The 19,574-nt window shown below is 64.3% G+C and carries 17 protein-coding genes and 2 pseudogenes; 7 read left to right on the top strand and 12 right to left on the bottom strand.

The window, feature by feature from the left end; genetic code table 11:
• Window positions 1–228 precede the first annotated feature (228 nt).
• The 7 genes and pseudogenes from ACQCSW_RS18475 to ACQCSW_RS18445 all read right to left on the bottom strand — a co-directional run bounded on the left by ACQCSW_RS18475 (window position 229) and on the right by ACQCSW_RS18445 (window position 6,634).
• Window positions 229–1,152, bottom strand: a complete 924-nt coding sequence (locus ACQCSW_RS18475; protein WP_426988218.1) for a transposase — start codon at window positions 1,150–1,152, stop codon at window positions 229–231.
• 77 nt (window positions 1,153–1,229) lie between these two features.
• Window positions 1,230–1,547, bottom strand: a pseudogene (locus ACQCSW_RS18470) (IS110 family transposase); the annotation flags it as partial.
• A gap of 436 nt (window positions 1,548–1,983) precedes the next feature.
• Window positions 1,984–2,457: a GrpB family protein gene (locus tag ACQCSW_RS18465; protein ID WP_426990734.1), complete on the bottom strand. Its 474-nt coding sequence runs from the start codon at window positions 2,455–2,457 to the stop codon at window positions 1,984–1,986.
• Window positions 2,458–2,680: 223 nt separating this feature from the next.
• Window positions 2,681–3,070: an STAS/SEC14 domain-containing protein gene (locus tag ACQCSW_RS18460; RefSeq protein ID WP_426988216.1), complete on the bottom strand. Its 390-nt coding sequence runs from the start codon at window positions 3,068–3,070 to the stop codon at window positions 2,681–2,683.
• A gap of 193 nt (window positions 3,071–3,263) precedes the next feature.
• Window positions 3,264–3,446, bottom strand: coding sequence for a hypothetical protein (locus ACQCSW_RS18455; RefSeq protein WP_426988214.1), 183 nt, complete (start codon window positions 3,444–3,446; stop codon window positions 3,264–3,266).
• A gap of 1,086 nt (window positions 3,447–4,532) precedes the next feature.
• The gene (locus tag ACQCSW_RS18450) at window positions 4,533–5,612 is read right to left on the bottom strand and encodes a flavin monoamine oxidase family protein (RefSeq protein ID WP_426988212.1); all 1,080 of its coding nucleotides are present in this window, start codon (window positions 5,610–5,612) and stop codon (window positions 4,533–4,535) included.
• Window positions 5,609–6,634: an alcohol dehydrogenase catalytic domain-containing protein gene (locus tag ACQCSW_RS18445; RefSeq protein WP_426988210.1), complete on the bottom strand. Its 1,026-nt coding sequence runs from the start codon at window positions 6,632–6,634 to the stop codon at window positions 5,609–5,611. Before ACQCSW_RS18445 ends, ACQCSW_RS18450 begins: the two co-directional genes overlap by 4 nt.
• Before the next feature lie 132 nt (window positions 6,635–6,766).
• Between ACQCSW_RS18445 and ACQCSW_RS18440 the strand changes: the two genes are divergently transcribed.
• The 3 genes from ACQCSW_RS18440 (at window position 6,767) to ACQCSW_RS18430 (ending at window position 9,060) form a co-directional block, all read left to right on the top strand.
• Window positions 6,767–7,657 (top strand): LysR family transcriptional regulator, encoded by an 891-nt coding sequence (locus ACQCSW_RS18440; protein ID WP_426988208.1) that lies wholly within the window; start codon window positions 6,767–6,769, stop codon window positions 7,655–7,657.
• A 117-nt stretch (window positions 7,658–7,774) separates the two neighbouring features.
• The gene (locus ACQCSW_RS18435; RefSeq protein ID WP_426988206.1) at window positions 7,775–8,575 is read left to right on the top strand and encodes an SDR family NAD(P)-dependent oxidoreductase; all 801 of its coding nucleotides are present in this window, start codon (window positions 7,775–7,777) and stop codon (window positions 8,573–8,575) included.
• A 134-nt stretch (window positions 8,576–8,709) separates the two neighbouring features.
• A complete protein-coding gene (locus tag ACQCSW_RS18430; protein ID WP_426988204.1) occupies window positions 8,710–9,060 on the top strand; it encodes a carboxymuconolactone decarboxylase family protein in 351 nt (116 codons plus the stop codon).
• A 166-nt stretch (window positions 9,061–9,226) separates the two neighbouring features.
• Here ACQCSW_RS18430 and ACQCSW_RS18425 read toward each other — a convergent pair whose 3' ends face one another.
• The 4 genes from ACQCSW_RS18425 to ACQCSW_RS18410 all read right to left on the bottom strand — a co-directional run bounded on the left by ACQCSW_RS18425 (window position 9,227) and on the right by ACQCSW_RS18410 (window position 13,726).
• Window positions 9,227–9,841: a recombinase family protein gene (locus tag ACQCSW_RS18425; protein WP_426988202.1), complete on the bottom strand. Its 615-nt coding sequence runs from the start codon at window positions 9,839–9,841 to the stop codon at window positions 9,227–9,229.
• Window positions 9,842–9,942: 101 nt separating this feature from the next.
• The gene (locus tag ACQCSW_RS18420) at window positions 9,943–11,145 is read right to left on the bottom strand and encodes a TniQ family protein (protein WP_426988200.1); all 1,203 of its coding nucleotides are present in this window, start codon (window positions 11,143–11,145) and stop codon (window positions 9,943–9,945) included.
• The gene (locus ACQCSW_RS18415; RefSeq protein WP_426988198.1) at window positions 11,142–12,056 is read right to left on the bottom strand and encodes a TniB family NTP-binding protein; all 915 of its coding nucleotides are present in this window, start codon (window positions 12,054–12,056) and stop codon (window positions 11,142–11,144) included. Before ACQCSW_RS18415 ends, ACQCSW_RS18420 begins: the two co-directional genes overlap by 4 nt.
• The gene (locus ACQCSW_RS18410) at window positions 12,053–13,726 is read right to left on the bottom strand and encodes a Mu transposase C-terminal domain-containing protein (protein ID WP_426988196.1); all 1,674 of its coding nucleotides are present in this window, start codon (window positions 13,724–13,726) and stop codon (window positions 12,053–12,055) included. Before ACQCSW_RS18410 ends, ACQCSW_RS18415 begins: the two co-directional genes overlap by 4 nt.
• Before the next feature lie 444 nt (window positions 13,727–14,170).
• Between ACQCSW_RS18410 and ACQCSW_RS18405 the strand changes: the two genes are divergently transcribed.
• Genes ACQCSW_RS18405 through ACQCSW_RS18395 form a run of 3 tightly spaced genes read left to right on the top strand, consistent with a single transcriptional unit; the run spans window position 14,171 to window position 16,802 of the window.
• Complete coding sequence (locus ACQCSW_RS18405; protein ID WP_137324329.1) at window positions 14,171–15,247, top strand: tyrosine-type recombinase/integrase; 1,077 nt, start codon at window positions 14,171–14,173, stop codon at window positions 15,245–15,247.
• On the top strand, window positions 15,244–15,567 hold the full coding sequence (locus tag ACQCSW_RS18400; protein ID WP_426988193.1) for a helix-turn-helix domain-containing protein: 324 nt from the start codon (window positions 15,244–15,246) through the stop codon (window positions 15,565–15,567). Before ACQCSW_RS18405 ends, ACQCSW_RS18400 begins: the two co-directional genes overlap by 4 nt.
• Entirely contained in the window at window positions 15,564–16,802 is a 1,239-nt protein-coding gene (locus ACQCSW_RS18395) for a hypothetical protein (protein WP_426988191.1), read from the top strand. The genes ACQCSW_RS18400 and ACQCSW_RS18395 overlap by 4 nt, the downstream gene beginning before the upstream one ends.
• A 328-nt stretch (window positions 16,803–17,130) precedes the next feature.
• Here ACQCSW_RS18395 and ACQCSW_RS18390 read toward each other — a convergent pair whose 3' ends face one another.
• On the bottom strand, window positions 17,131–18,612 hold the full coding sequence (locus ACQCSW_RS18390; protein WP_426988189.1) for an IS30 family transposase: 1,482 nt from the start codon (window positions 18,610–18,612) through the stop codon (window positions 17,131–17,133).
• A 279-nt stretch (window positions 18,613–18,891) separates the two neighbouring features.
• Between ACQCSW_RS18390 and ACQCSW_RS18385 the strand changes: the two are divergent.
• A pseudogene (locus ACQCSW_RS18385) lies at window positions 18,892–19,472 on the top strand (recombinase family protein).
• The last annotated feature ends 102 nt before the right edge of the window (window positions 19,473–19,574 follow it).

The following is a 19,574-nucleotide window of genomic DNA, read 5'->3' as shown; positions in this document are numbered from 1 at the left end:
CATTCATGTCGTCCCAGTCTTGAGTGAGCAGAGATTCCCTAACGCTTGTCAACCCTTTTTTGGCTCTGGACGGCAGGCATGCCGGGTGCACCCTCGCCTGTGTTTTGCCGGTGAAGGCTGGGTGCTGCCCCGTCCGGGGACAGACCGTCGCAGGGTGCCGCCGGTGGCTGGTGGTGGGGCAGAACGGCATGGGTCCGGTCGCCGAACGGAGCGGAGGGCCAGTGGTACTTACCGTGTTAGGCGTGCCCGTTTCGCTTCGAGGGTGTGGGACCGCGACTGGGTGCGCTGTTGGGGCGTGACGGTGTAGTGGGAGGCGATGAGCTCTTTCGCTGCCCGTTTGGTGACTGGCTGCCCTTGGAGGTCGCGCAGCTCGTACATCTGCCCGGTGGTGAGGGTTTTCCAGGTTCTTTCGGCCAGTTTCCTGGCGACCGCGATGGTGGCCTGGGTGTGGCAGTGGCCGTGTTCGGTCATGAGCCGGTGATAGAACGCGGCCAGCTGCGGGTCCATGGTCCGGGCGACGCTGCCGGCCTGGTAGAACGCCAGCCGCAGCGGTGCCGGCCCTTCCTTGCTGATGGCCCGGTGGGACTGGTGCATCGTCCCGGATGACCAGTTCGAAGGGGTAATACCAACATAGTTGGCAGCCTTCTTAGCGCTGTCGAACCCGGATCCGTCGCCGAAGTAGGCGCGGATGCAGGGACCGATGGCCGGGCCCACTCCGGGTAAGGACAGCACCAGCGGGTCATCGCCGTAGAGGTGCTCCCACCACTGCCGCGCGTGGGAGGTGAAGCGCTCGACCCTGGCCCGTGACTCCTGCAGATCTGTCAGGTGTTCGGTGACGTCCACGGCCAGCGCGTCCAGATCCAGATGCCCCTCCCAGAAATCTGCCCATCCCCGCGCCGCGGCCTTGATCGCGGCAGCACGGGCGGGCGTATCTCCAACGTCACGGGTATGCTCGGCGACCACGGCAGTAAGCGTTGCTGAGCGCGCCGATGCCAGTGATCGGAGGTGCGGCCAGCGGCCCAGAACCGCCAATGCTGTTGACTCGGATCCGGCGAACGCAGTCCACACATCGGGGAAGGCCCACCGTGCCAGCGACAGCAGCCGCCGCCAGTGCCGGTTCCCGTCAATGACGGCGCCGGCCCGGCGGACCACGGCCCGTCGCAGTGCCAGCTGCCCCGGGGATGCCGGACCAGCGGTGGCGGGTCGAAGATCTCCCCGGCGTGGGTGAGTACTTCGGAGTCGATGACGTCGGACTTGTTTTTGCCCATGATGGCCGCGCGCAGCCGTGAGGAGTGCCGGGCGCCGATCATTTCCATCTGCCCGCCGGCCCGTTCGACCGCGAGGGTCAGCGCCAGCCAGATCATGGATGTCGGTTCCACGACCGCTGTCAGCGGCGCCGGTACTGCGGCCAGCCGCTGTGAGAGTCTCTCCAGCCCGGCAAGGGTTGGGTCGACAGTGAAGCGGCTCAGATGTTCTGTTCCGTCGTCGAAAAACTCCCGCACCGCGATGTGATGCCGTGCTGTGATGGCCGCATCGATACCTGCCACTGCCCGCACGATCCCCGCGGGTTTATCCTGATCTGCATGATGGTTCTCCCTTTCGCATCGAATACGTGCGATGGAACAACCCGTCGTTGCCGGTCCACCAGCCGAGTCACCAGGCCGGGTAGTCCACCTCTTGGGAGAACCGTCATGCGTTGCTTCCAGCGCCGGGCGGCGACCTCCCTCACATGCCCGCAACTGCTGAGGAAGCGTCGGATACGGTTCCCGCGCTTGTAAGTCATCCGGTGCCTGCCCGGACGGAAACCGGTGCTGCGCACCGTTTCCTTCCGGCCACCAATTCCCTCAATCGGGTCTGCTTGGAAGACAGGCCGGGGGCGACGATCTCTTTCACGGGCCATGACGCCCAGCCGAAAACCGGAACCACCCCGGCCCCTCCCAAGGCCACCGTAAACCGACAGCCACCCACCTCAACAGGGGGTACTTAAGAGATACAAGCCCCATTGGTGCCTTCGTAGAGAGTGCGGTCATCTGCATTGGTGCGTAAGTGGTCGCGGAGCAGAAGGTAGTCATCAACGGCAGGATCGCGTCGCTCGAGAATGTGCACATGCAGGTCGCGTGCTGGCGTGCGCACCATGCGGTGCCCCGGCTCGCGAACCCTGAGCTCGTAACCTGCCGCCACCAGTACATCGAGATAGTCCTCCTCCGCGGTGATGTCGTGAACTGTGACAACGATGTCGATGATTGGTTTCGCTGCCAGCCCAGGAACTGAAGTCGACCCAATGTGTTCAATTTCAACCTCTGTTGCCGATAGCGCATCGCGAATCCGGCGCTGGTGATCGAGGTACATGCTGGGCCACCGAGCGTCGTAGTGCTTCAGGCCGAGCTGGCGGTTCTCGATATCCCCGACAAGCTCAACGTCTCCAACGTCCGGCCGGCGCGGCTTGAGGTTCTTCATCACGTAAATATCCTCCCATTTCCAAACAGAAGACTGTTGTGCAATGAGCAAGCAGCGCGGGCGAAGCTTTGGGGACTGCCCGTAAGCCGGTCCCTCCAACGGCGCGAGCGCCACTCAAAATTTTCGGATCACGATTGTCAGTTTCCGGAGTCGACTGCACAGAATGTCCAAAGCCGTCTGCACAGCCCGCCCGTTGGGGGATCCTCCACCGGGCGCTCCCGGATCAGGAGCGGGACGTGGGCTCGGGAAGAAGTAGCCAGTTGATGGCTTCAGTCCGGGAATTGAAGAAGCGTGTTGGGCATGGAAGGTTTTGCAAGCCCATGGACCAGTTGGCGAGTATCCGGTCAACAGGGCTGCTGCCGAGCAGACCGATGCGCGAAGCGGCACATCGGATGCCGAAAACGGAGCGTGCTTGCCGGCTGAGAGAGGCGGTGGCCGTCATGTCGACCAACAATGGGTACTCGGCTCCGTCCGCGATGATATTTACGGTCGCCATTGCCGCGTGCGCGTCTGTAGCTTCGATTTTTACTTTCGAGTCCCAGAGCAGGTGGATGATCCCATCGTCCCGAAAGGCTACGGTCCCTTTTCCGCCTTCAACTTCGGTCCGTTCCACTGAATCCCCCAACTGTGATGCCCGAGCGTCCGCTGTTAAAGGCGCTGCCCTGCCCCCGTACCGCCATGAGCATGCTACGGCACTTCCTGACGAATCTACATGCCGCTTACCTGCGTTTGTGATGGTCAGAGCGCTTTTAGTGCCGCCAGGCTGTGGGGAGGGCTGCAGGCTGGTGAGTGGGAGTGGTGTGCGGTTAATAGTCTATTGTGATCTCGAAATCACCTGGCGCGAGGCCGGTGAGCGCCGCGGCGGCGGCGCGTACCGCGTCAGGTATATTGTCCATCCTGCTGGCGCGGGCAGTCAGTTCGGGCATCTCAACTGCCTTGAGCAGGAAGTGCCCGTCCGAGGCGTTTGAGATGTAGACGTTCAGTTGCAAGCGTCCCCGCTCCCTCCCTGGCTACTCCCTAAGGCTATCGCGCACCCATGGAGGGCGAGTGCCATGTATTCAGGAACTGAGAATGCGGAACTGCATTGGTCGTCGCAACAAATAATTCGGGAGAGCCTCGAATCGAGGAGTAGAGATGTCCGGATCTGATCGCTATGTGGCGGCGCTCTGTGATCGCTTCGTCTCGCGCCCGCGTCCGCAAGCCGATCCCCCAACGGGCGGGCTGTGCAGACGGCTTTGGACATTCTGTCATTTTCAGAAGGCGATTGCACGGAATGTCAGGAGTCCTCTGCACTCATAGCCCGCCGCTGGCGATCTCATGAACTGCCATGGTCGGCAAAGACTGTCCCACCTTCAGGTGCTGGCCCTTCCCAGACCTAACGCTCCCATGACAGTGAGGCGAGAGCGGGAGTGTTGGGACAGGCGGCCTGTGGCCGTTTCATTTCTGGCGGACAAATAGGGAAAGCCCCTTGGGAGGGGCTTTCGGCGGGTTGGACAGGTGATCTCTGGTGTTGGTCAGCGGTGATGCGCTCCTCCTCCCCGGGCGCTGTGCGCGCCCCTGCCGGTTTCCGTAGTTAGAGACTCTAATAAATGCCCCGGTGATCGTCCAGCGACATGACCAAGAATTTCCGACGGCCAACATGGCCCTCGTCCGCTCGGAGCAAAGTTCTGCCGGCCGTCGAGGCACCCAGCCGCGACTGCCGGTCGCTCAGGCGTCTGAGCCGACGCCACGTACGGCGGTGCGCAACAACTCGGGGGTGTCGTTTTCCGAAGGCGACTGCACTGGATATCCAAAGTCGTCTGCGTTGCCATTTCACGCACCACAAGGGGCACCATCCACGGGACGGTGATCACAGGTAAAAATAGCCCCGCACCGCAGGGATAGCCCTCCGCGACACTCGCGCGCCAAGAACCTTGAAATGAATTGCGGCGATAAAAGGACGAGGTTCTCCATTCGCCGCTGGACGCCTGATCGCATCGGCACATCGAGTCATTTTCCAGGCATGGCATCCGGGCATGTTCGCGCCCCTGCTGGTCCGGGTCTACTGTAGCCACGCAGCGGCCCGCTGCGTGTTCTTAGTCTGTGGTCGTACTGGCCAGGATCCTACGTGCTGCCTGCATCCCGGCGCGGATGGCTCCTTCGAGGTGGCCGGCATACTGCGTGTCGGTTTCGGTCGAGGCCCAGTGGATGTGCCCTTCGACGGGGTGTTGGAGTGCCGGGGCTCCGTAGCTGCCGGTGGAGGCGTTCGCTGCGGGAATCTGCGGGGTGGTGAAGGTCTCTCGGCTCCAGTCGATGATGTGGACTTCACATGGCGTGGTCGCGGCGGAACCGAACATCTTGCCCAGTTGCTCACGGAACGCCCTTTCGATTGCGGGGGTGTCGGCACCTGTGAACTGCTCGGCGGGCGCGAAGGCGAACAGCGCGGCTAATGATGTCCCGGGACCACCGTGGTCGTGGAACTCGCGGAAGGGTCCGTGGTAGCTGATGGCCGATCCGGACAGTCCTTCGGCGCGCCAGAAGGCGTCATCATAGACCGCGACCGCTTTCACAGTGCCGCCCATCCACACGGCCATGGCTTCCGCGCTCTGCTGGACCGCGGTGGGCAAGGGCGGCGTGAAGCTGATCTGGTCGACGGCCAGGGGTGGCGGAACGGCGATGACGACATGGTCGGCAGCCAGGCTTCCGCTGCCTGCCTCCACGCGAACGCCGTCTCCGGTGAGCGCGATAGCGGTCACGGGGTCCGAGAGCCGGAGGGTTCCGTAGGGAAGCCGGTCGGCCAGTCGCCGGGGGAGTTCCTGCGCGCCGGGGACGAAGCGGGCGGAGGGAGCATCGATGGGGTTCCCGTCGAGCCTTTGCATCTGCCGGCCGTCGGGGTCGAAGAGCGCATCGCCTTCTCGGTGCTGCGCGAAGCTGTCGATGCCCAGCTCGTCGGCAAGGGACTGCACGAGCGGTTCATTGGCCCAGAACCAGGTGGCTCCGAGCTCGATCGTGCCGCCGGGGGTGTGAATGCTGTGGGCGCGACCGCCGATCCTGTCGCGGGCCTCGAAAACCATGACGGTCTTGCCCGCCCGGGTGAGGGCGTCGGCAGCGACGAGGCCCGCGATGCCGGCTCCGGCGATGATCACGTTGCAGTGCGGGAGGTTCTCGTGCTTCATCGGTTCTCGGTGGCGTCGAGGACGATGCGGAATCGGGGCTTGCCTGCCGCAATGCGCTCAACGGCTTCCCTTGCCTGTTCCAGGGGCATCCGTTCGATCATGGGCCGGATGCCGTTGGCGGCGGCGAATCGCATGGTTTCCTCGGTGTCCAGCGCACTGCCGGTGAGGTGTCCGGTGATGATCTGGGAGTTCATGACGAGTTGGGCCGCGGGGACCTCGATCGATCCGCCGTCGACACCGATGAGGGTGAGGCGTCCCTGTACCCGCAGGCCGGTGGTCAGTTCGGCGACGGGTTTGGTGGTGGAGACGGTGCTGATGATCAAGTCGGCGCCGCCCCTGGCCTTGAGCGCCGCGCCGGGTGCGGTGGAGGTGCTGTCGATGTAGGACCGGGCCCCGAGGTCTCGGGCAAGGATTTCCCGCTCGGGACCGCGGGCGATGGCAATGACGTGGTGGCCCATTTTCGCGGCGAACTGCACGGCCAGATGCCCGAGCCCGCCGAGCCCGAACACCGCCACCGTACTGCCTGCAGGCAAGTGCGCGTGGCGGATGGCATTGAATGTTGTCACACCGGCGCATCCCATAGGAGCGGCGTCAAACAGGTCCAGTCCATCGGGGATGCGGACGAGGGCGTCCACCGGAACCGTAACGGATTCGGCCCATCCCCCGGGGTAGGACAACCCCGGGACCTTGCGCTCCGCGCAGTGGACCACGTCCCCGCGCCGGCAAAAGTCGCAATGTCCGCAACTGCCCCCAAACCAGCCGACCACAACCCGGTCGCCGACAGCCCACCCCTCGATGCCCTCACCGAGTTCGGCGATGTGGCCGGCGACCTCGTGCCCCGGAGTGACGGGCAGGTGCGCGCCGCCGTGCGCTTTCGACGTGGAAATGTCGGCGTTGCACACACCGCTCGCAGACACGCTCACACGCACCCACCCGCGATCGGGTGCTGGTACCTCGTGGCGCACGGGAACCAGCGGCGCGTCAGGGGTGTTGACGCGCATCGCAACAAAAGTCGTGGGCATAAAGGTGGCTCCGCTCTCCGCCAGTTTCTATACAGGCGGCCTATGGAAAATCGGGATTTTCACGTTCGAGTCTAGGAGGCGCATGGGGGCCCTGGTAGACACCGGACGTGAATGAAGCTATAAGATAACGCTATGACTGAACGATTAAGCCTCGAAGGATTGCGCTACGCGCAATCGGTCGCCGAAACCCATTCGTTCAGCGCCGCAGCAAGGGCGTACGGGGTGACCCAGCCGGCCCTGTCCAACGGCATCGCCAAGCTGGAGGAACGGCTTGGGGAACCGATGTTCAAGCGTTCGCCACGCGGGGTTACCCCAACACCCTTTGGCACCCACATCCTGCCCCTCGTGAAGCAGGCCCTTGCGGCACTGGACGGCGTCGCGGCCGAGGCGAAGCGCTGGAACGCCCCGGGGGACGAGACTATCCGCATGGGCGTCTCGCCCCTGATCAACCCCAAACTCGTCGCCAGCGCCTACAGCGCGGTGTGCTGCCTGTCCGCGCTGCCCACCCCCCGTAAGCTGGTGCTGCGCGAGGCCAACATGGACGAGCTGCGCGAAGGGCTCGCTCAGGGGGAACTGGACCTGATCCTCATCCCCTCTGTGGCCCCGATGCACCGCTACGAACACCGGATCATCGATTCCGAGCCGATGGTGCTCGTCGAGTCGACGCCCACAAACGGGGACCCAATCGAGGTGAAAGCGATCGGCGACACCCAACTCATCCTCGTGCCCGACACGTGCGGACTCACCACCTTCACCCACGGGTTGTTCCAATCGCACCACCTGCCCCTGCGTGCCTACCCGGGTGAGCCCTCCAGCTACCGCGTGCTGGAAGAATGGGCGAACCTGGGACTCGGATCGGCAATCGTCCCGCGCTCCAAGCTCGTCAGCCCCGATGCGAAGCACCGCCCGATCTTCGATGGAGGCCAAGAGCTGGAGATCTTCTACGAGGCCGTCTGGGACCCCGATTCCCTGCTGGCGCATGACCTCGCCATCCTGGCCGACCGGCTCGAAAACAGCCCCTAGACATTCACGTTGGTTATATCCTCATTCGTCGTCCGACCCTACCGCTGACCCCGGCCAGGGCCATAACGTTGGGTTGTGGCAGCATCCGCTGACCATCCCCGAATGAGGAGAACGACCATGAATGCACTGAACACGAATCCATTGAACGAGGACTTCGCCGGACAAAAGCTCATCGTCGTGGGCGGCACCAGCGGAATGGGCCTGGCCATCGCGGACCGGGTCGCCGCCTCCGTCGCCGAGGTGGTCATCGTGGGCCGCAACGAGCAGAAGCTCGCTGCCGCCAAGGAATCCCTGGCTCATCACGACCTCGCAGTGCACGCGATCGCCGCCGACCTGAACGACACCACCGCCGTAGAGGCGCTCCGCCAGCAGCTCGTCCGTGAGCACGCCGACGCGACACTGCTGGTGAACGCCGCAGGCGTGTTCGTGCCCAAGCCGTTCCTGGAGCACACCGCCGCGGACTACGACAGCTACCACGAACTGAACCGAGCCACCTACTTCATCACCCAAACCGTCGCGGCCAACATGGTCGCCGCCGGAGCGGGCGGCGCGATCGTGAACATTGGTTCGATGTGGGCACACCAGGCCATCGCCGCCACCCCCTCGAGCGCATACTCCATGGCGAAGGCGGGCCTGCATTCCCTCACCCAACACCTCGGCCTGGAGCTGGCATCCCACAAGATCCGGGTAAACGCGATCGCCCCGGCCGTCGTGCGCACCCCCATCTACGAGGGATTCATCCCCAAGGAAGAAGTCCACGAGGCCGTCTCCGGCTTCGACTCCTTCCACCCCATCGGCCGCGTCGGCACCCCCGAGGACATCGCCGAAATCACCGCTTTCCTCCTATCTACCCGCGCAGCGTGGGTCACCGGAGCGGTATGGGACGCCGACGGCGGCGTCATGGCCGGACGCAACTAGCCCGGCCCGCCCGTCGGGACCGGTCCCGACCGCCCACCCTCCCGAGAGGGTGAAGCCGGCACCCCGCCAGAGTCACCTTGTCTCCCCGAGCCCGCCGGACATCAGGACGACCGAACCGCCGATCAAGGAAAAATATGTCTTACCACGAACATACCGATCACCAATTCGCCCGCAATATCCGCCGCGGAGCCCCGGAATCATTCAAGACCTTCATGGCCTGGGACAAGGAGGTCATGCGGGGCGCCAACAATACGATCCCACCGAAGTACGCCGAACTGATGGCCGTAGCCGTGGCCCTGACAACCCAGTGCGCGTACTGCATCGAGGCACACGTCAAGGCCGCCCACGAGGCCGGGGCGACGGAAGCAGAAATCGCCGAGACTACGATGATCTCCGCCGCGCTGCGCGCCGGGGGCAGCTACGCTCACGGCTTCATGGCCATGAAGTTCTTCCAGCAGGCCGAACAGGTCGCCGTCGGCACATAAACTACCACCCGCGCTCACGCTGCCCGGGGCTTCGGCGCAGCCACAGCAAGAAACGGGGCGAGGCCAGCTGGAAACACCGGCAGGCCTCGCCTTCCGTGGCATCCCGGACATACCTGTTATTTTCCGAAGTCATCTGCACGGGTTTCAGAAGTCAGCTTCGCGGCCACTATTTGGTGTTCAGGAGCTTCTGCCCGTCGGTGCGCAGTTCACCTGTGGGTGAGACGTGACGGTAAAGCGTTTGGCGAGTGATGCCAAGTTCGGCGCACAGGGCGCCGACCTTCGTTTCTTTTTGTCCCATCGCGGCCATGGCCAACCTGACCTTTGCCGGAGTCATCTTGTATGGCCGGCCGCCGGTGCGTCCGCGGGCGCGGGCCGAGGCCAAGCCGGCGATGGTGCGTTCGGAAATCAGGGCGCGTTCGAACTCGGCCAGGGCGGCGAAGATCCCGAACACCAGCTTGCCCGAGGCCGTGGTCGTGTCGATGGCTGCGCCCTCCCCGGTGAGAACCTTGAGCCCGATGCCGCGCTCGGTGAGGTTGTGGACGGTGTTCACCAGATGGCGCAAGTCTCGACCCAACCGGTCCAGCTTCCACACCAACAAGGTGTCCCCGTCGCGCATGCCCTTCAGGCAAGCAGCAAGTTGCGGGCGATCGTCCTTCTTACCCGACGCGTGGTCCTCATAGAGGTTCAACGGATCGACCCCGGCTGCCAGGAGCGCATCGCGCTGCAGGTCTGTGCTTTGCGATCCGTCCGCCTTCGATACCCGCATGTAGCCGATCAACACGGCTGGACCCCCTTGTCATCTATACGTTCGTTTAAGTGACAGCGTGATTCCAAATGTGGCTGGAATCAGAATATGTCACTTAACGCGTTATTTATTCTATGTCAGGCAAAGGGGCGCTGATCATCAATGTGGGACAGAAAGTCGAGGGGTATCTGAAGCTCGGCGAAGGTTTCCCGGACACCGCGCACGGATTCTTCACTTCGGCACCCGTATCGCGCGAAGTCGAAGAGCTGCTTCGCGACGACCGGGTCTGCTTTGGCTGCCGCAATGGCGGCGTCCAGTGAATCCACTGTCTGCTTCCAGAGCTCATCCAGAGTCGGCCTCTTCTGCGCGTCGGCGGTGGCTGTCGGTCGGCCAGGCCGGGTTCCGTCGCTGATCGGGGGGTTTGGTTCGGGGCGCAGGAGGTGCGCGGCGGTTCCCAGGGCTGTCAGTGAGCCGGCTTCGATCAGTTCCATCGCGGCGGCTGCTGCTTCGAGCAGCTGCTGCTGGACGGTCCAGTTTAGGGTCTCGAACGGTTGCCACGAAAAGAGGCCGGCCCGGAACGGGTGCCCGCAGTGTTCCCAGACACGACGCACGTCGTCCAGTTGCCGGCCATATCGTCCCTGGGCTGTGGTGAGTTCGTGCAGGAGGGTACGCAGCAGCCGGAACCAGATGCCGGCGTGAACCGGATAGCGGGGCAGGTCAACGGAACCGGTCGTTATCGCCTGCCAGGTGCGCCGGTCCATGAGGGACAACGACTCCGGAAGCGCCCGCTGGTCGTGGGCGGGGGTGGTCCAGAGAATGTAGTCCGCCGGACGCCCTTCGTAGGTTTCGAGCCGGCGCCCGTGTACCGGGCAGCTGGCCATGACCGGCAGTTGCCAGAAGAGCAGTACCGTCGGGATTGATTCCAGGCAGTCCGGGCATCCCCGCCGCGCACCGGTGCCCGGGAGCCAAGGCAGCCACGTCCGCGGGGCGTAGATATTGCGCCGATTGGGCGGCAGGAGCACCGAGAGCTGGTGCACATAGGTTTCGTAGGCGCCGGGGGCAGGGACGAGGCTGTCGAAGAGCCAAGGCACCCATCCGGCCATGGTCATGGCGTCTACGCGGTGTTGGTCAAGACCGGTGCGCCTGGCGAGCTCTTCGAGCAGGTGCGTCGGCGGGTCCAGATCCAGCTCGGGGTCGCTGAGTTCCCGGTGGCCGAGTCCGTGTTCGAGCAGCTCGTACGAGTGCAGGCCGTAACTGGTGGCGATCCGCCGCAGCCAGGAGGACAGCGATTCCGTTTCTGCAGGTGCCGGGTGCAGGGGCCAGCGTTCCGGGGGTCTCATCTGAGTTCGCGTTCGAACTTCCGGCGCCGGACGCTGGGACCGTCGTAGCCGGCGAGGGTCAGCGTCCGGTGGTTGATGGATTCCTCGCCGCTGTCCACCGCCGCAACTGCCGCTTCCGTCAGGAGCGATGCGAGCTCCCCGATGGTTCCCTCACTGCGGGTCAGGAGGTAGCGGGCCATGTCCTCGGCCGCCAGATTCGAGTGCATGCGCAACGGGAAGGAGGAGGAGAAGCTGGCCAGTAGGGACGAGAGGTCTGCATTGGTCTCCCACAAGGGCAACGTCATGGGCTCAAACCGGTTTTCGAGCTGGTCATCGGAACGGATGGCCAGATAGGCCTCGCGGGTGCCGACCCCCACCAGCGGGATACGCAGCTCGTTTCCCAGGAAACGCAGCAGGTTAAGGAATTCGCGCCGGACATCGGCCCGGCCGGCCAGCACATTATGCAGTTCGTCAATCACCAGGACCCGCACGCCGACGCGGCGCAGCACGGCGAGGGTGAGCTGTTCCAGGTCAGCTACGCGCCGGCGCGGTCCCGTGGGCGCACCGAGCGCGGCCAGCACGGCCGTGTAGAACCGCGGGATGGACGGTTCGGAGGGCATCTGGACGCACAGCACGGGGATGTGTTCCTGGTCCGCGGCGGAGTGTGGGGGGTGCTGGCGTCGGAACCGTTCGATGATCATGGACTTGCCGTTGTTGGTCGGTCCGATCAGCAGGAGGTTGGGCATGCGTTGTTTGCCGGGCCAGTCATAGAGTGTTTCGAGCCGGGTGAGGGTCTGGACGGCCCGTGGGTAGCCGATCCAGCGGTCCGCCCGGATGTGCCGGATCCTTTCCTCCGCCGGCAGGCGGGCCATGGCCTGGGCCCAGGGCTGGAGGTGGGAGAGATCCGGCGGAGGGTAGTCATCGATGCTCACCACTGCTCGACCTCGTCAAAAGGACGGGCTGCTGCGGTGTCATTCGTGGGCGGAAGCATCTCATCCGGGGGCGCCGCCGGGGTCTTCGCGGTCCCGGAGGCAGGGAGGTGGCGCCGCCGCTGCAGATCCCGGCGTGATCTGCGGGTTGCCCGTTGCGCCGTGGTGGTGATCTCACGCATCTGATCGATCATGCGGAACAGTGCTTCCTCGTTGACCTGGTCGTGTCCCTGCTGACGCAGCCGCGCCAGCGCCTGCCGGTGTTCCCACAACGTCACCGCCGGATGGGAAATCGTGCGGTACGGCACTTCCACATAGGCCGTTCCCTCCGGTTCCAGCACCCAGACCCTGCTGATGTCCCGCGGGTCCCGTCGGATGATGAATTTGTCCTCCCGGTCCCGCCGTGCGATCCAGGGTTTGAGGACGTTCGCGAAGTAGTGGACGTGGTCGATGACGAAACCGGTGCGGGTGATTCGGCGCCGGATGACCGGCAGGAAATCGACGAGAAACGCCGCGGGGTGCGCAACGACAGGCTGCGCTCCGAACTCCCTCACCCCTTCATGCCAGCGCCCGGCAGGTGTCTGGTTCAGGGATCCGTGGATGCTGCCGTGGTAGCCGGCCACTGCCAATGTCAGCCAGCGTTCCAGCTCCGTCAAGGTCAGGGCGGACCTTTTGTCGGCATCGTAACCGCCCCGCTGGCCGGGGTTGGAGAAGGTCGTCCCGGGCAGTTCATGGACCCGCTGCATCGCCGTCCCGATGATGCGCTCCACGATGCCGCCGTAGTGCGGACGCCCTTGTGGCCGGTAGCTGAGTTGGATGCCGTGCTGTTCGCAACCGCGGCGCAACGCTTCGCTCTTAAATTCCGAAGCGTTGTCCAGGAACAATGCCTTGGGTTTGCCGCTCATCGGCCAGGCCGCGTCCACGCCGAGTGTTTCCAGCCAGGGCCGCTTGTCGCAGGCCATATTCGCGATGCACAGGCCCACCGACACCGACGACGGCGCCTCCAGGGTCACGACCATTCCCAGCAGGCACCGGCTGTAAACATCGATGGCAACCGTCAGGAAGGGCCTGCCGATGGGCTGCCGGTCCCGGTCATCGACGACGATCAGATCAATCACGGTGTGGTCAATCTGCACCTGGTCCAACGGCGCCACGATGGCCGGCACGTTCCCGCCGGCCGACTGCAACGGCCGGACGGCGTCCCTACCCTCGCGGCTGCGCCTGACCTCCACCGGATGCAGCCGGGCGATCCTGCGAGTGACAGTATTCAGCGCCGGCACAGGAAGCTCACGGGTCCGGCACGCCTGAACGACCTCGCGATAGAACGCCGCCCGCGAAAGCTTTTGCCGCGTCAGGTAGTGCTTACGGACCAGCTCGTCAATCACGGCCTCGACGCGGTCAGGCAACCGGCCTTTGCCCTGGCCTCCGCTGGAGTGTCCGGGGGCAACATCCGTCACCACACCGCTGCCCTCACGGTAGCGTTTGATGAGCAGATAAACATGCCGCCTGGAGATACCCAGCTCCCTGGACGCTTCGTCGACCGCCTGTTTACCGATGATGCTCAACCCTGCCAACGGCGCGATGACTTCAGCCCGCCGGCGTGCCAGTTCCCAGACCGCATCCGGCATGGTCAGCAAACCGTGCCCACTGATCGGTGTTGATTCCGGTTCCATGCCAGTCCCTACTCGTGCAGCGGACTTAATTACGGGCGACGCCGCGACCTCACGTACCGGGCCACGTCCAACGATCCTCTCCGTACCGGCAGGAAATCAAGGATTATCGGGTACGGACCGGCGGATTGTGCTGAGGTCTCCTGAATTTCCGTGATGACCACTGTTGACAAAAACACTCGGTGAGCAGGACTTCGGACATTCGTGCACTCGCCTTCGGAAAATGACAACGATCGCCGTGTTTCCGCGGCGGGCCGTGGGCAATAGTCGACGAGTTCGTTGGATCCGGCTGCCGTCTATACATGGCCCGATAGCCCCGGATTCGGGCTATTAATGCCGGCAGGACTCACCTGAGGCTCCTCCTGAAAGATTGTCACCAAGCGTGTCAGAATTTCGTCTAGAAGGTGATTGCTTCATTCAGGATGAACTCGAAGTAGGAGGCAAGTCGTGACTCTGGCACTTGTGCGTGATCTTCGTGAACATCAGCGGTTGATGACTGAAGAAGAAATCGCAGACTTCGAGACCGACCTGCTCGCCGAGTTCGTGCTGGCTCGTGCCTCGGCGGGATTGGTCGACAGCACCATCCGCAACGACACCAACCATCTCGAGCTGATCAGGGCTTGGTTCGGCCGGCCTCTTTGGGAGATGCAGCCTGCCGATGCCGATGCCTATTTCGGCAAGGTACTGCGTGATGCCAGGCCAGCAACTCGGACCGGTCGGGCGGGCGCGCTGTCAGTGTTCTTCGAGTTCCTCGAGCTCCGCCACAAAGTCGAGCTGCACGGCCTTACTGGACGTGTCATCGAATGCCCGTTGGATGAGATGAACCGCCCGCGTGCCTCAACGGACCCGCAGTTGCGGGTGCCGCCCACCGAACCCGAGATCGACCGGTTGTTCGCCGGGTGGCGGGAGGAATTGGTCTCCTGCCGGAAGTTCGGTCCGGCTGCCCGCAACTATGCGGTGGCTCGGCTGGCTGCCGATGTGGGGCTGCGGATCAACGAGGCCCGCATGCTCGACCTCGATGACGTGCGGTGGGAATTGGGCCGGTTCGGCAAGCTGAACGTCCGCCACGGCAAGGGCTCGCGTCGCAAGGGGCCCAAACCTCGGCTGGTACCGCTGATCAACGGCGCCGACCGCAGTCTGCGTTGGTTCATCGAGGACGTGTGGGGCCACTTCGACGCCGACGATGCTCGCCCTGGTGCCCCACTGTTTCCGTCCGAGCGCAAGAATGGCGATGGGTCGTGCGCTCGTGCGACCGCGGACGTGTTCCGGCGCTCACTGGCCGAAGCCACGGACGCGCACCTGCCTGCCTGGTCCGGCAAGCTCACCCCGCATGTGCTGCGGCATTACTGCGCATCCCAGCTCTACCGTTCCGGGATGACGCTGTTCGCGATTCAGGAGCTGCTGGGCCATACGTGGACCGGAACGACGGCCCGGTACGTCCATGTCCACCGTTCTCACGTTGAAGAGGCCTGGCTGCGCGGCCACGAGCGCGCCACCGACCGTTGGAAGGGATTGACCTCATGAAGTGGAATCTCCGGCTGGCCGCGGCAAATCGCGGAATCTGGAAGGCCAGCGAGCTCAAGCGGATGCTCGCCGAGCGCGGCCTCGTGATCAGCGCCGGGAAGATGTCAGGGCTGTGGTCCGGCCAGCCAAACACGGTCCGTCTCGACGAGCTCGATGTGATCTGCGCGGTGCTCGGCTGCGGCGTCGAGGATCTGCTCCTGCCCGACGCCGACTCGGTGCCCGCGCCGACGCCGGCGAGCACCGAGCGCACCCTCGCTGTCGGCCAGGGCCACGCAGTCAAACCGCGCGCCCGCACCGGGCGGTCGCTGCCCCCGCGGTGATCTGCGTCCGCTGCGGCTCCGTCTTCACCGACGGCCGCCGAGACCGGCTCTACTGCAGACCTAACTGCCGGAAACGAGCCTCGGAGATCCGGTGCCAGACCGGAACCCCGCCGCCCCCGAGATGGCGTCACCCGGCGCTCGGCTCCGAGAAGCCGGCCCTGCGCCTCGCGGCTGCCCGCGCCGAACAGGTCGGCCAGGCCCACGGCTGGTCACCTGCGACCTTCCTTTACGTGCTGGACGGCCTGACACTGCTGCTCAACGACCGGGCTCCGGGCGACACTGTCCCGCTCACCGAGGTCAGGAACCGCGCGTCCGAGCGAGGCCGCGGTGTCCGAATCGCCGAAGTGCTCGCTGCCGCAGGGTTGCTCGATGATGACACCGAGCCGGCGATCCGTTCCTGGATCCACCGCCGCACCAATGAACTGCCGGCCGCGTTCGCCTCCGATGTCCGTGCCTGGCTGCTCGTGCTCCTCGACGGCGACACCCGCAGCCGGCCACGATCGCCGCGAACGGTCTACAGCTACTTCGGCTCCGTCAGACCGCTGCTGGAGCAGTGGTCAGCCAGCCGCGGACACTTGCGCGAGATTACCTCCACGGACATCGCGACCGCAATCGAGCAATTGCGCGGATGGCCGCGCAGCAACACGATCACCGCGCTGCGCTCACTGTTCCGCTTCGCCGCCCGACGGCGGGTCGTCTTCACCAATCCCACAGCCCGCCTGACCAATCCCGGCGGTGAGCGCAGCCTGCTGCCGATGACCGACGCCGAGATCCGTGCGATCGAAACCCGCGTCACCACCCCCGCGCAGCGGCTCGTCGTCGCCCTGGCGGCCGTCCACGCCGCCGACGCCACGACCATCCGCGGTCTCATCCTCGACGACGTCGACCTCCCCAACCGGCGCATCACCCTCCGCGGCGTCGCCCAGCCTCTCGGGCCACTGGCCCATCGGGCCTTGAAAGTCTGGACCGAACACCGCCGCAGCACCTGGCCGAACACACCCAACCCGCATCTGCTCATCTCCCGCGGCACCGCCCACGGCGTCGGCTCCGTCAGCCAGACGTACATCACAGACCAGCTGCTGCCAGACGGTGTAGGAATCGACCGCATCCGCAATGATCGGATCCTTCACGAAGCGCTCAGCACCGGGCCCGACCCCCTGCACCTCGCCCTGATCTTCAACATAGGCCACACCACCGCGAGCAGATACACCGCTTTCGCCCAAGCCATCACCTAAGCCCAGCTCGAACACGGCGGTTAAGCCCGGAAGGTCAATCACCCTCAACGGCCCCATGCGCAATGGCGAAATCTGAACCGCGCCGGTTCTCGCATTTCATCCCGAAAAAAGCCGTGGGTTCCACGGAATGGGACTTCAGTCTGGCTGAACTCACGGCGGACATTCCCGTAAGGCCCGCCCGAGAAAATGCCCGGTGATGGGGGGGCGGATTCTAAGGATCGACGCAACGTTCGAGTGAGTCCGGCAGTTCAGCCGGCTGCTTTTGAGTGTATCCGGAGGTGGCAGGCATGGTGCTTTTTTCGGCCTGGAACAGTGCCTTGGGCGTGAGTTAACCGAGGGTCTTGCGGGGTCTGGTGTTTAGCTCGTTGCAGACGCTCTTGACATATTCATGGGTGTGTTTTGACAGGTCGGTGCCCTTGCGGAAGTACTGGCGTGCCAGCCCGTTGAAGTTCTCGTTGGCTCCCCGCTGCCAGGGGCTGGAGCGTTCTGCGAAGTAGATTTGGATGCCTGTCGCTGCGGCGAGCTCTTGGTGTCGGGCCATCTCTACGCCTTGGTCCCAGGTGAGAGTCTGCTTTAGGTGCGGTGGGAGGGAAGCGAAGGCGGCGGTGATGGCAGCGTTGGTCCGGGCCGCTGTGTGGTCGATCGGCAGATTGATGATGATTCCGTATTGGGTCTTGCGTTCCCGCAGCGTCACCATGGCCGAGGTCGAGCCGGGCCCGACGATGAGATCGCCTTCCCAATGGCCAGCTTCCGTCTTGGTCTCAATGGCTGGTGGGCGCTGGCTGATCATGGTCATGTTCCGGACCACTGCGCCGTGACCGGAACCGGTCCGCCAGCGGTGTCTGCGGATTTTCCGTCCGGTGCGCAGCCGGGGACAGTATTTCTTATCTAAACCGCCGTCATCGTTGAAGAGCAATGCCCGGTAGATGGTCTCAGGACTCAATTGAAGGCGCGGTTCGAAGGGGAATTGCAGTGCGAGCCAGCCGCAGATCTGCTCGGGCGACCAGTGGCGATTGAGCTTGCGCTGCACGATCGCGCGAAGTCGCCGGTTCCGTCTAAGCTTCCGATCCCGTGGCCGGCGCCGCTGCTGGCTGGCGCTGTGATCGGCAGCGTGCGGAGAGTACCGGCCGTGGCCGTCGCGGTGACGGTCCAATTCCCTTTTGATCGTTGAAGGGCAGCGTCCGAGTTCACGCCCGATGCGCCGCAGTGAGCAGTCCAGCCGGAGCAGGTCAGCGATCTGAATCCGTTCCAGCAGGGACAGGTACCGTCCGGACCCTTGAACGGGAACCCTTATATGGCTCTGCTCAGCCCGTTGGTTCCTAAGGTTCGTGCCGGCGCGTCTGCTCATACCCAACATCCTGCAGGCCTCAGCGTTGCTGGATCCGGCATTCACCAGGTCCCAGTAACGTGTCCCCGCCAGATCACGACGAGCCTTCGCTGGGGAGACCGTCTGGGCCGCCCGTGCGGCGAACAGCCGGGTGTCCTGGATTCCGGCACGATGAGCCTGGTCGAGACGCTCCTTCGCGACGGCCAGTTCCGTCTTCCATCTTTTCTCCCATGCGGCGGCCGTGCCCGGCAGCAGCCGCAGCTCCTTCCGGACCCTCGCCGGCCCATTCGATTCCCGCAATAAAGTGAAGCGCTTGTAGAGCCAGCGGTATCCGGTCGCCCGGCTTACTCCCGCACCCTGCGTTGCTTTCGCGAGGCCGGCGCCTTCCCGGTATGAGGCCCAGAACGCTGCCTCCACCTCCGCCCCGACCTGGAAGTGATGGCGTCCGTCGTCCTGCTGGAATTTGCGCTCCCACTCGATCACTCGAGAAGAGGAGAATCCAAGCCTTGCCTGGGCGGCCCCGCTGTCAAGACCCGAGACGCGCAATTGCAGGAACGTTTCGCACAGCCATCGGTAACCTGTTTCCTTCCCGACACCCGCGCTGCGCGGGCTGACGGTTTGAGACCCTTTCCCTCACGAATCAGAGCAAGAAACCGTGCGCCCTCAGGCGAATCCAAATGTCGATACATAGCCACAAGCCCCTAATACAGGCGTTGCTTCGACCGACAGAATCCGGGGGGGACAAACGGTACATTCAACGCCATGACCGGACTCCTCATCGGATACGCCCGCGTATCCACTAACGACCAACACCTCACCGCACAGAAGAATGCCTTGGTCGCTCTTGGGGGACGCCGGGGAAGACGTTCACAGATCAGGGCCTGACCGGTGCCAACCGGGCACGGCCCGGACTCAGACAAGCTCTGGCCGCCTGCCGGGCCGGGGATACCCTGGTCGTGACCAAACTCGACCGACTGGCCCGATCGCTGCGCGATGCAAAGGACATTGTCGACGAACTCACCCGTCGCGAAGTCAAGCTGAGCATCGGAGGCTCCGTCCACGACCCCACCGATCCCGTAGGCTGGCTCCTCTTTAACGTCCTGGCCATGGTCGCGGAATTCGAAGCCGACCTGATCCGCGCACGGACCCGGGAGGGCGTGGCGGTCGCCAAGGCGAAGGGCCGCCTCCGTGGGAAGCAGCCCAAGCTCTCGAAAAAACAGGAAGAACACCTGGTCTCCGTTCACCGGGCAGCGACGCACACGACGGTGGAACTTGCCGAACTCTTCGCGGTAGCGCGTTCAACCGTCTACCGTGCCATCAAACGCGCAGGCGACGCCGCATGACCGCTTAGCGTGAATTTTCGTACCAACCTCGGACCCCCATACCGGCGCTCCTTTGCACCCAACCAGATGGCCGCCAGTGACGACACCTGATGCCGGCACCCA

The organism is Pseudarthrobacter sp. Y6 (assembly GCF_050156205.1).
GTDB lineage: Bacteria > Actinomycetota > Actinomycetes > Actinomycetales > Micrococcaceae > Arthrobacter.
Note: the sequence above shows the minus strand (reverse complement) of the source record. Positions and strands in the feature narration are given on the sequence as shown.

Excerpts from the sequence above, each read along its gene's own strand:
- ACQCSW_RS18465 (WP_426990734.1), bottom strand. The coding sequence starts at position 2,457 with ATGAAGAACCTCAAGCCGCGCCGGCCGGACGTTGGAGACGTTGAGCTT.
- ACQCSW_RS18450 (WP_426988212.1), bottom strand. The coding sequence starts at position 5,612 with ATGAAGCACGAGAACCTCCCGCACTGCAACGTGATCATCGCCGGAGCC.
- ACQCSW_RS18445 (WP_426988210.1), bottom strand. The coding sequence starts at position 6,634 with ATGCCCACGACTTTTGTTGCGATGCGCGTCAACACCCCTGACGCGCCG.
- ACQCSW_RS18440 (WP_426988208.1), top strand. The coding sequence starts at position 6,767 with ATGACTGAACGATTAAGCCTCGAAGGATTGCGCTACGCGCAATCGGTC.
- ACQCSW_RS18435 (WP_426988206.1), top strand. The coding sequence starts at position 7,775 with ATGAATGCACTGAACACGAATCCATTGAACGAGGACTTCGCCGGACAA.
- ACQCSW_RS18430 (WP_426988204.1), top strand. The coding sequence starts at position 8,710 with ATGTCTTACCACGAACATACCGATCACCAATTCGCCCGCAATATCCGC.
- ACQCSW_RS18420 (WP_426988200.1), bottom strand. The coding sequence starts at position 11,145 with ATGAGACCCCCGGAACGCTGGCCCCTGCACCCGGCACCTGCAGAAACG.
- ACQCSW_RS18410 (WP_426988196.1), bottom strand. The coding sequence starts at position 13,726 with ATGGAACCGGAATCAACACCGATCAGTGGGCACGGTTTGCTGACCATG.
- ACQCSW_RS18400 (WP_426988193.1), top strand. The coding sequence starts at position 15,244 with ATGAAGTGGAATCTCCGGCTGGCCGCGGCAAATCGCGGAATCTGGAAG.